The sequence below is a fragment of the Marinobacter sp. MDS2 genome, assembly GCF_030718085.1.
Lineage (GTDB): Bacteria > Pseudomonadota > Gammaproteobacteria > Pseudomonadales > Oleiphilaceae > Marinobacter.
In genome coordinates this window covers 2,291,749-2,302,689 of the sequence record NZ_JAVAJF010000001.1, presented here as the reverse complement: position 1 = coordinate 2,302,689, position 10,941 = coordinate 2,291,749, and the positions used below count along the sequence as shown (strand labels likewise).

General features: G+C 54.8%; 11 protein-coding genes. 6 read left to right on the top strand and 5 right to left on the bottom strand.

Annotated features, from left to right (window positions below; all coding sequences use genetic code 11):
- Nucleotides 1-457: 457 nt before the first annotated feature.
- Nucleotides 458-1,660, bottom strand: coding sequence for a tyrosine--tRNA ligase (gene tyrS / locus Q9245_RS10785; protein ID WP_305897136.1), 1,203 nt, complete (start codon nt 1,658-1,660; stop codon nt 458-460).
- Nucleotides 1,661-1,971: 311 nt separating this feature from the next.
- Here tyrS and Q9245_RS10780 point away from each other — a divergent pair, with 311 nt between their 5' ends.
- Both Q9245_RS10780 and Q9245_RS10775 read left to right on the top strand, forming a co-directional pair.
- Entirely contained in the window at nt 1,972-3,378 is a 1,407-nt protein-coding gene (locus tag Q9245_RS10780; RefSeq protein WP_305897135.1) for a peptidoglycan DD-metalloendopeptidase family protein, read from the top strand.
- 2 nt (nt 3,379-3,380) lie between these two features.
- Nucleotides 3,381-4,481 (top strand): anhydro-N-acetylmuramic acid kinase, encoded by a 1,101-nt coding sequence (locus Q9245_RS10775; RefSeq protein WP_305897134.1) that lies wholly within the window; start codon nt 3,381-3,383, stop codon nt 4,479-4,481.
- A gap of 3 nt (nt 4,482-4,484) precedes the next feature.
- Here the strand turns inward: Q9245_RS10775 and erpA are convergent, their stop codons facing one another.
- From erpA to argC, 4 genes are all read right to left on the bottom strand, one after another.
- A complete protein-coding gene (gene erpA / locus Q9245_RS10770) occupies nt 4,485-4,817 on the bottom strand; it encodes an iron-sulfur cluster insertion protein ErpA (protein ID WP_305897204.1) in 333 nt (110 codons plus the stop codon).
- A gap of 83 nt (nt 4,818-4,900) precedes the next feature.
- Nucleotides 4,901-5,344 (bottom strand): polymer-forming cytoskeletal protein, encoded by a 444-nt coding sequence (locus Q9245_RS10765; RefSeq protein ID WP_305897133.1) that lies wholly within the window; start codon nt 5,342-5,344, stop codon nt 4,901-4,903.
- A 1-nt stretch (nt 5,345) separates the two neighbouring features.
- Complete coding sequence (locus Q9245_RS10760; protein WP_305897132.1) at nt 5,346-6,086, bottom strand: DUF6776 family protein; 741 nt, start codon at nt 6,084-6,086, stop codon at nt 5,346-5,348.
- 9 nt (nt 6,087-6,095) lie between these two features.
- Nucleotides 6,096-7,133, bottom strand: a complete 1,038-nt coding sequence (gene argC / locus Q9245_RS10755; RefSeq protein WP_305897131.1) for an N-acetyl-gamma-glutamyl-phosphate reductase — start codon at nt 7,131-7,133, stop codon at nt 6,096-6,098.
- Nucleotides 7,134-7,276: 143 nt separating this feature from the next.
- Here argC and Q9245_RS10750 point away from each other — a divergent pair, with 143 nt between their 5' ends.
- Genes Q9245_RS10750 through thiE form a run of 4 tightly spaced genes read left to right on the top strand, consistent with a single transcriptional unit; the run spans nt 7,277 to nt 10,937 of the window.
- A complete protein-coding gene (locus Q9245_RS10750; protein WP_305897130.1) occupies nt 7,277-9,052 on the top strand; it encodes a chloride channel protein in 1,776 nt (591 codons plus the stop codon).
- Between the two features lie 3 nt (nt 9,053-9,055).
- Complete coding sequence (gene hemJ / locus Q9245_RS10745) at nt 9,056-9,478, top strand: protoporphyrinogen oxidase HemJ (protein WP_305897129.1); 423 nt, start codon at nt 9,056-9,058, stop codon at nt 9,476-9,478.
- 41 nt (nt 9,479-9,519) lie between these two features.
- On the top strand, nt 9,520-10,281 hold the full coding sequence (locus Q9245_RS10740) for a hydroxymethylpyrimidine/phosphomethylpyrimidine kinase (protein WP_305897128.1): 762 nt from the start codon (nt 9,520-9,522) through the stop codon (nt 10,279-10,281).
- Entirely contained in the window at nt 10,269-10,937 is a 669-nt protein-coding gene (gene thiE, locus Q9245_RS10735; RefSeq protein WP_305897127.1) for a thiamine phosphate synthase, read from the top strand. The genes Q9245_RS10740 and thiE overlap by 13 nt, the downstream gene beginning before the upstream one ends.
- The last annotated feature ends 4 nt before the right edge of the window (nt 10,938-10,941 follow it).

The window sequence follows — 10,941 nt, the reverse complement described above, 5'->3', positions numbered from 1 at the left end:
GATTCTTAATTCTTGCTCAAGACAAAACTCAATTTCGACGAGTCACTGTCCTGATATTTCGTATCTGAAATACCTCGGCCAGCGCCCACACGAATTACTTGGTCAACTTTTTAAAGAGCGTTTGAGCTGCTGCTCAATCAAGGCCGCGAATTATACATCGTCTCGCCACCTTGTCAACCGTTAATTTTAACCGCTGTTTTCACCTTCGAAAACGGCCGAAAAACTCACCGGCGTTACTGCTAAATCGTGGGGCGCATTCTACACTGAACCGCCACCTTGTCAACTGCTTTTTGAAGAATCTTTAAAACGTTTTCTTCAGAACTTTCAAGCAGTTACCGCTTCGGTACTGGCCGTTCTTAGTGGCTAGCCCCTCAAGCGAGATGCGCATTCTACAGACATCACTGGGGGTGTCAACGACCAATTTGAAAAAAGTTCAAATTGGTCGTCCGGAAGCAGATTACGCGGTCACCACCACCCGGGCGATCTTCTTCTTACCTGCCTGTATAACGCAGTCATCACCCTCAACAAACATGCGATCACCTTCAAACTTCTGGCCATCCAGATAGACCGCGCCGCGCCCCAGCACATCACGAGCCGCCGCACCATTCTTCACCAGACCAGCCAACCGAAGCACTGAAGCCATCGGCATTTCAGCCTGGCCTTCCAGAGACACCTCTACTGTTGGTACGTTTTCCGGAATTTCACCCAAGGCAACGCGGTTTCCTGCCGACTTATGAGCGGACTTTGCTGCCTCCTCATTATGGAAGCGGGTAATCAGCTCCTCAGCCAGTACCTTTTTATAGTCTTGGGGGTTCGCACCCGCCTGCACTGCAGCACGGTATTCCTCTACCTCTGCCATAGGACGGAAACTGAGCAATTCAAAATAGCGCCACAACAATTCATCGGGCACGGACAACAGCTTGGTGTACATTTCTCCTGGCGAGTCGCTCACACCCACATAGTTGCCCAACGACTTGGACATCTTCTGAACACCGTCCAGACCTTCAAGAATCGGAACCGTTATCACCGCCTGCGGCTTCTGGCCATAATGTTTCTGCAGCACACGCCCCATCAGCAGGTTGAACTTCTGATCCGTGCCACCCAACTCAACATCGGCTTCCAGCGCCACTGAATCGTAACCCTGTATCAAGGGATACAAGAACTCATGAATAGCGATGGACTGCTCGGCACGGAAACGCTTGGTAAAGTCATCGCGCTCAAGCATCCGGGCAACGGTGTACTGCCCGGCAAGTTTGATCATTTCCGAAGCACTCAGCTTGCCCATCCATTCAGAATTGAACACTACGCGAGTTTTAGCGGGATCCAGAATCTTGAACACCTGCTCTTTATAGGTGATGGCATTTTGCATCACCTGCTCTTCGCTCAGCGGCGGCCGGGTTGCACTCTTTCCACTAGGGTCGCCGATCATTCCGGTAAAATCGCCGATCAGAAAGATGACCTCGTGACCGAGATCCTGAAACTGTCGCAGCTTATTGATAAGAACAGTATGACCCAAATGCAAATCCGGAGCCGTGGGATCAAAGCCCGCCTTCACCCTTAAAGGACGACCTTCTTTTAACTTTGCGATCAGATCTTCTTCTGGAATCAGCTCATCTATTCCGCGCTTAATGATGGCTAATGCTTCATCTAGTGATGCCATGAACCTAGTTTCCCCAGCTTTGACTGCAAAACGGTAATAGCGGCCAGTTACACAGCTCTACAAAAGAATGCTGCGATTTACAGACGCTACTTGGTAAAGTGTGCATGATCAGTTTTTGACCAACCCCTGTATAACAGGGGCAGCATTATATCAGTGGCAGCGCATTTTGTACGCCCGCGCTCGGCAGCAACCGTAATGTTCGCCACTGTCCCGATGCTTTTATATGCGGTAATCTGGTGGTCTATACTTGATCAGGCGCTTTAATTAGCCGACACAACTACCCGGAATTTCGATCATAATGGGTGAGCACCGTGCTTAAAACCTTCCCCAAATCACATTTAACGCTCGCCGCCGCTGCATCAATTGCTGTGACGGCGGCGGTACTTATGAGCCCAAGCTCAGACGTTGAAGCCAAGCGCATGTCCTACCCGGTTGACCTTAACCAAGGCACGGTTTCCGGGTCTGGCGCCCCTGTCATTGACGCTTCAACAGCCAAAAACAACGAAGAACAGACCATAGAAACCTCAACCCCTGGCAATTCCGTTGCACAGGCTATTGCCGCCACGAAAGCGCCACCCGCCGCCATCGCGGCTCCGGAAGCACCGGAAATTCAGTGGAAAGAGTTTCGTATTAAATCCGGCGATACCCTGTCGTCTCTGTTTAAGAAAGCAGGCTTCAACGACGGCATCATGCTGTCAGTCATTCACGGTGACGGCGAGGCCGACAAACTCCAACGCCTATATGCCGGTGAAGACATCCGCTTTGGCCTTGACGATGAAGGCGACCTGGTTGCCGTTGAACTGCAGCGCAGCCGCCTTGAGTCGCTCAAAATCGAAAAGACCGAAAACGGCTACGCCGGCGAAACCGAAGTTCGCGAACCTGAAATTCGTCCGGCCTTTGCCGCAGGCGTTATCGATGGTTCTCTTTATCTCTCCGCTCGGGAAGCGGGCATGGACGACCGTCTGACCATGGAATTGGCCGGGATTTTCGGCTGGGACATCGACTTTGTTTACGATGTACGCAAAGGGGACCAGTTTGAAGTGGTTTACGAGCAACTGTACATCGACGGCGAAGAATTCAGTACCGGCCGCATTCTCTCCGCGAAGTTCACTAATCGCGGCGAAGAGAACATTGCCCTGCTGTATACCGACTCCAACGGTGAGAGCGACTACTACACGCCCGAAGGGAAAAGCATGCGCAAGGCATTCTTACGCGTGCCCATCAACGCCCGACTCTCGTCACCCTTTAACCTACAGCGCCGTCATCCGGTATTGGATATCGTGCGCCCACATGAAGGGACTGACTACGCTGCCCCTCCAGGCACGCCGATCAAAGCCGCGGGTAATGGCCGGGTTAAGTTTGCCGGCTGGAAAGGTGGATACGGCCGAACGGTGGTCCTCAAACACGGCGACAATATAACCACGCTTTACGCACACATGAGCCGCCTGGGCAAAGGTATCAAAAACGGTACACGCGTCAAACAAGGACAGACCATCGGTCACGTAGGTTCGTCCGGCATGGTCACCGGCCCTCACCTACACTACGAATTTCGGGTGAATGGTGTTGCGAAGAATTCACGCACCGTCAAACTGCCGGACGCACAACCTATTCCGAAATCTGAAATGGCTCGGTTCAAGCAGGTGACCAGCCAAAGCCTGGCTCAACTCAACGTGTTTCTTGAGAGCCAAAACCAGCTTGCTCTTGCTACGGACAACTGACAATGAGCTATTGGCTTGGCCTTATGTCGGGCACCAGCATGGACTCAGTAGATGCCGTGCTGGTGTCTTTCGGCCCCCAAAGCCTGACTGTTCACGCCACTCATTCACTCACCTATCCGGACAACCTTCGTCAGAGGCTTATCTCGGTAACCCGGGATCACGGCACCCCTGACGAACTCGGCGAATTAGATACTCTGGTTGGGCAACACTTCGCGCGAACTGCGTCGGAGCTGATCGCTCAGGCTGGCATTGCCGCCCACGAGATCTCCGGAATTGGCAGCCACGGACAGACGGTCCGTCACCAACCCTCTGGGTCCGCCCCCTTCTCCATGCAAATTGGCTGCGCCGCTCTAATCGCCGAAGCGACTGGCGTGACAACGGTATCCGATTTTCGTAGCCGAGACCTTGCGGCCGGCGGGCAAGGAGCACCGCTGGTGCCGGCGTTTCACAAATGGCTGTTCGAATCGAAAGAGCAGGATCGCTGCATCCTGAATCTGGGCGGCATTGCCAATATCACCTGGTTACCAGCCGGACACCAAAACCCCATTATCGGATTTGATACAGGCCCCGCAAACGCACTCCTCGACGCCTGGTGCCTGCATCAAACAGGCCGCCATTACGATGAGGACGGGCATCTGGCCAGCGAAGGGACTACGCACCAGGAACTTTTGGCCAGCATGCTGTCGGATGCCTACTTCAGCAAACCAGCTCCCAAGAGTACCGGAAAAGAACGCTTTAACCTCGACTGGGTTCGCACCCACGTTCAGCGGTTTCCAGACCTGGCCCCGGAAGACGTTCAACGCACCCTGCTGCAATTGACAGTAACAACCATTCTGCAACAACTACCACAGCAAACGGCAAACATGGCGATTTACGCCTGTGGCGGCGGAACGTTTAACACGGTGCTGATGAACGAATTGCGGATGGGACTCGGTTCCGTAGCTCTCGGGACAACCGCGGAGCTTGGGCTGGATTCACAATGGGTGGAACCGGTAGCGTTCGCCTGGCTTGCGCGGCAGACCTTGAAAGGCCTGCCGGGCAACGTACCGGAAGTGACCGGCGCTTCGGGGGAGAGAGTGCTCGGGGCAATCTACCCCGCGTGATCTTCAGATAGAGAAGGAACTACCACAGCCACACGTTGAGCTGGCGTTCGGGTTCTGGACCACAAACTGCGAACCTTGCAGCCCCTCTTCATAGACCACGGTTGCGCCCACCAAATATTGGTAGCTCATGGAATCTACCAGCAATTTGATGCCGTCACGCTCAATGACCGTATCGTCTTCCTCCTGACTCTCATCAAAAGAAAAACCGTACTGGAAGCCTGAGCAGCCGCCACCGGTGACGAAAACCCGCAGCTTGAGCTCCGGATTTTCCTCTTCTTCGATCAATTCGCGCACCTTGGCAACGGCACTGTCACTGAAAAACAGCGGTGTGGCCATTTGTTGCTGAACTACACTCAAGGGTTGCCTCCGGCACTAATAGATATTTGCACGATTATGGTATTCCTGACTAAAACAGTCAACTATTCGAATTTTCCCTCACTCTCAAACTCTGGCTCGGCCGTTTCTGCCCGTTCGTGAGCAAGGAGCCCAGTCGTCTCTGTCTGCCGAATCAGGTTGCCGTTCACGGCGGCCCCCATGGCCATTTCGATCAACTGGTAATAGACACTTCCATTGACACTGGATTTTTCAGCCAGCTCCAGATGACTGGACGAGTGCACATCGCCATGAACGGTACCATTTATAATGATGTGCGGCGCAACCACATCCCCGGTAATTTGCCCTGCCTCGGATAAACGGATCACCGCGTCACTGCCTTCTTCGGCAATCACGCGACCTTTGATTTTGCCATCGACGTGCAACCCGCCTGAAAAGCGAACATCGCCCTCAATGGTCGTGCGCGCCGAAATCAAGGTATCGAAACGGTTAGAAGAACGATGCCGCACCTGTTTTTTCTTATTAAACATTTCAGTTTCCTGTTAATTGTTCCCAGTCGAATGTACTTTCTGCCTGCGCCGCTTTCCGGCCTCCTGCCTGGGCAACAACCTGAATTTCCAAGGGCTCAAACTCTTCCGGTAAGTTTAAGCTGCCTTCAATATCCTGAAAATAACGGAACTTGAACTTGACCCCTAGGTCGTCAATGTCTTCCGACAAATCTCGCAGTGCAATAACCTGCCGCTCGCCGTCGACCATCCCGATAACGTTTACCGCCACCAGCCCGGACACATAGCGGTTATTATTACCCACTTGGGTCAGCACCATTTTAAAGCTATAGCGCCCATCACCTCGAGCCGGCGATAGCGTAAAGCTATCCACCTGCAACCCCTTGCTGACTTCCGTCGGCGCCATAATGTTGCGGTAGAAGGTCAAATCGGCATTCAGTTCGGAAATCTTCGTTTCCAACTCGACAATCGCATTCCTCGCATCACGCAGGGCCTGCTCATCAATAGCACGGCCTCGCTCCAGGTTAACCAGCCTCTGGCGCGCTGAATGGTACTGCTCGCGCAGGCCATCCATTTCGTGAACCAGCATGCCCGTGGTTTCTTCCGCCGATGAAAAACGGAATCCTCCCTGCGCCATCCCGGCCATGTACCCGAAAATGGCCGCTACAACCGTAAATCCGAGCAAAATCAATGTCCGGCGCAGACGGTAGCCGCGCCGGTGCCGGATAACAACGTATTCTTCTGAGGGCTTTGGCGTCTCGCTCACAAATCAGCCTCAGGGCAGCATGGCTGGCGCATTCAGTCCCAGCCGCTCATCCAGCCCAAACATGATATTCATATTCTGCACGGCTTGCCCGGCCGCTCCTTTCACCAAATTATCGATCACAGAAGTAACGATCACTACGTTGCTTTGTTCCTGACGGTGCAGTGCCATGCGGCAATGGTTTGCGCCCCGCACACTGCGGGTTTCCGGATGACTGCCAAACGGCATGACATCGACAAATGGCTCGTTCTGATAACGCTCTTCAAACAAAGCCTGCAATCGATCAAAATCGGCCGTCTCTTTCAGCTCGGCATAGAGCGTCGCCTCAATACCCCGGATCATCGGCAGCAGGTGGGGAACAAAGGTTACCCCCACATTTGCCCCGGCGGCTTCGCCCAAGCCTTGGCGAATCTCAGGCAGGTGGCGGTGACCCGAAGCACCGTAAGTTTTGAAGCTTTCACCAATCTCACCGTGCAGCATGCCCGCATTGGCCTGACGCCCTGCACCACTGGCGCCCGACTTGGCGTCCGCAATCAACCATGATGGATCCACCAGGCCGTTTTCAAGCAGCGGCAGAAAACCCAACTGAACGGCGGTGGGGTAACACCCGGGATTCGCCACCAGTTGCGCCTTGCGGATTTCTTCACGTGCCACTTCGGGCAGGCCATAAACGGCTTTCTCAGCCCACTCCGGGCTTGCATGGGGCATCCCGTACCACTTCTCCCAGACATCCAGATCTTTCAGGCGGAAGTCCGCGGAAAGATCGACCACCCGGGTGCCAGCTTTCATCAACTCAGGCACCATTCGAGCCGCTACACCGTGAGGCGTTGCAAAAAACACCAGGTCACACTCCGCCAGCTGCGCGGGATCAGGCTCGGAGAAGGCCAAATCAAAGTGACCTCGCAAGTTAGGGTACATATCCGCTACGGGCATACCTGCCTCGGAACGCGAAGTGATGCACTGCACTTCAACCTCAGGATGAACCGCGAGAATCCTCAACAGCTCTACACCTGTGTACCCGGTACCACCAACGATGCCTACTTTAATCACTCTCTTCTCCAACGTACTCTGGTCAGAATTTGGCGTTAGTCTAACATGATAAACCAATGACTTATTGCAGCCTGCACACCCAAAGCTACAATGGGGTCCAATCTTTCTGAACGACTTGTTCGAACAACCGGAACTCAGTCCGCATGCGCAACATCAGGCAACAGGTTACGGAAAACCTGATACACGTTTTCCGAGGAAGGCTCGCCGGTGTGGATGCCCTTCCTCAGCTGGCCGTCCTTGGTTTGCTTTCCGGCATTGTAACCGGTGCTGTGATCCTTTTGTTCCGCTTCGCCATTGAATGGCCTCTGGACTACTTTTTCCCAGGCAACGGTTCGGAAAACTTTGAAGATCTGGACATTCTTACCCGAGGCATTTTACCTCTTGCCGGCGCAGTGGCGCTCGGGTTGTTTTTACACAAACTGAGCATTCATGACCGCAAAGTAGGGATAGCCCATGTCATGGAACGCTTAAACTACCATCAGGGCTATATCTCCCTCAAAAGTGCCATCGTTCAATTTATCGCAGGCGTTACCACGGTTGTCAGCGGCCAATCGGCTGGCCGAGAGGGACCGGCGGTACATCTCGGCGCGGCTTTCTCCAGTATTCTCGGACAATGGATGCGGCTGCCTAACAACAGCATCCGAACGTTGGTTGCCTGTGGCTGCGCAGCGGCTATTTCAGCATCATTCAACACCCCGATCTCCGGCGTTATCTTCGCCATGGAAGTGGTCATGATGGAATACACCATCGCCGGCTTTACCCCGATCATTTTATCTGCGGTGAGCGCCGCCATCGTTACCCAACTGGTCTATGGCACAGAGCCCGCGTTTAGTGTCCCGGCGCTGACCATGAACTCTCTGCTTGAGATCCCCTGGATACTCGCCATCGCGGTGTTGATCGGCATTGCAGCCGCCGCTTTTATTCAATTGGTGGATAGCCTCGGGCGCTACCACCACCGCCCAGTTTTATTGCGCATTTTCCTGGCCGGCCTGCTGATGGTGCCATTTGCGATCTTTGTGCCTGAAACCATGGGCATTGGCTACGACACCGTGGGCGACACCATAAACGGCCAGCTCGGCTTCTGGCTGCTGTTGGGCGCAGGCGTGGCCAAATTGCTGATTACCGGAACCTCGATCGGGCTCGGCATGCCAAGCGGGGTGATCGGCCCCACGCTTTTCATCGGCGCAACCTTGGGCGGCGCTATGGGGCTGATCGGCGCGGCTTTTGCCCCGGAAGTGGCGTCGTCTGTCGGCTTTTACGCCATGCTCGGCATGGGTGCCATGATGGGAGCCGTGTTGCACGCGCCTCTGGCAGCACTCATGGCACTGCTGGAACTCACCCATAACCCCAACATCATCCTGCCCGGCATGCTGATTATTACCACAGCGAGCCTAGTCACCAGCGAAGCGTTCGGCAAGAAGTCGTTGTTCATCACAGTGCTGAAGAGCCAAGGGCTAAGTTACCAGAACTCGCCGGTTACCCAGGCGTTAAGGCGAGTATCCGTTGGCGCCATTATGGACCGGAATATCCTTCGTATCGAACGTCAACTCACCCTCGAGGAGGCGCGCAAAGCGCTTTCATCAGAACCAAAGTGGCTGTTGGTGGATGGCAACAACGGCCCCACGTCATTGCTGCCCGCCGTTGACTTGGCGCGCTACCTTGAAGAGTTTAACGAGCAAAACGCGGAAGAGGCCTCTGAGCTGCCCGAGAGTCTGGATTTGATGCAAATACCAGCCAACCGGCGGGACGTTGCGCCTGTCCAGTATCAGGCCACGCTGGAGCAAGCGCTTAATGAATTTGACCAAACCAAGGCAGAAGCGCTCTACGTGCAGCGCCATGTCGCCCCCATGATCCAACGGATTTATGGCGTTGTGCTGCCATCCGATATCGAAAGTTACTACCAATACCGCCGGAGCTAACACATGTTATGGGTTAAAGCGTTTCATATCATTTCACTGGTGTGCTGGTTTGCCGGCATCTTCTACTTACCCCGCCTCTTTGTTTACCACGCGGCGTGCGAAGACAAACCGGGGCAGGAGCGTTTCAAGATCATGGAACGCAAGCTGTACCGGGGCATTACCACCCCTTCGATGATTGCGACCGTCATATTTGGTGTGTGGTTGCTCAGCTACAACGTGTCTGGTTACTTCAGCCAGGGTTGGCTGCACGCCAAACTGTTGCTGGTGGTCCTGTTGATCGTGTACCACTTCTACTGCGGCCACTTGGTAAAAGTATTCCGTGACGACAACAATACCCGCAGCCACGTGTTCTACCGCTGGTTCAACGAACTGCCGGTCTTCATACTGCTCGCGGTTGTCATTCTTGCTGTTGTTAAGCCTTTTTAAGGAGGTTCACTATTAACAGTTACTCCCGCCCCCACGTTCTGGTGCTGTCCGGGCTCGACCCTTCCGGCGGCGCAGGCATTCAGGCAGACATACAGGCCATTACATCGCTGGGCGGGCACCCGTTGCCCGTGCTGACCTGCCTGACCGTACAAGACACCAAAAATGTGTATGGCGCCGAAGCCATTGATCCTGCAATCATCAGGCAGCAACTTGAGTGTCTGGACAAAGACATCCCCATACACGCGGTTAAAACCGGCGCCATGGGCAACGCCGCAGTGGTCAACGTGCTCATGGAGTTTCTCGATAGCCACCCGGAGTTACCGCTGATCGTGGACCCTGTGATCAAAGCAGCTGGCGGCGGAGACCTGGCCGATGACGAACTGGTCAAGGCGATGAAAGGCTCACTGTTTGCCCGAGCCGAAATGATCACACCGAACGGGGTAGAGCTCCTGCAACTGGGCGATTGTGACAGCGAAAGCCAAGCCGCCGACAAGTTGCTCTCAGCGGGCTGCAAATCGGTCCTCGCGACCGGCGGTCACGGCACCGGGCCACACATTATCAATACCCTATATAGCACCGGGCAGGACCCCATGAACTGGCAGTTAGAGCGGATTGGTGCCAACGAATACCACGGCACCGGGTGTACGTTGGCCGCCGCCATATCGGCCGGTATCGCCAGCGGACTGTCCGCCCGGGCGGCCATATCCCAAGCGCAGAACTACGTCAGCCGCACGCTCCTGAGTGCCTTGACCATCGGCCAAGGGCAGCGAGTACCAAACCGGGGTATCCCGTGGGAACGTTAAAGCCACACCTGCGCCCCGGTTTGTACGCCATCACCGACAACCGCCTTACGCCCCCGGATCGTTTGCTGCAGTCCGTAGAAGCCGCGCTAGCCGGCGGCGCTGTGTTGGTTCAATATCGGGACAAGCTTTCAACGACCACCGAACGCCTGAGCCAGGCGACGGATCTGGTCAGTCTTTGCCAGAACGCCGGAGTACCGCTTCTCATCAACGATGACCCGGAACTGGCGCACCGCGTGGGTGCGCAAGGCGTTCACTTGGGGCAAGACGACTGGGCTTTGGCCGATGCCCGAAAGCTGCTGGGGCAAACTGCCATTATTGGCATTACCTGCCACCAGCATATGGAGCTGGCCGAAATTGCCAAAGCCGGAGGTGCAGACTATTTAGCCTTTGGACGTTTTTATCAATCCGGCACAAAGCCCGGCGCACCCCGTGCGGACGTTAACGTGCTGAGCGAGGCACGTCGTCTGGCGCTTCCTGTGACAGCCATTGGCGGCATCACGACCGAGAATGCAGAACCACTGATTCGGGCCGGCGCCGACCTTATTGCGGTAGTGGGCGGATTGTTCGGGGGTAGCCCCGCAGACATTGAAGCCAAAGCCAGACAGTTCAGGCAACTGGTGGCTTTGCATCATCCATTATCGACACATTCCAACTAACAGG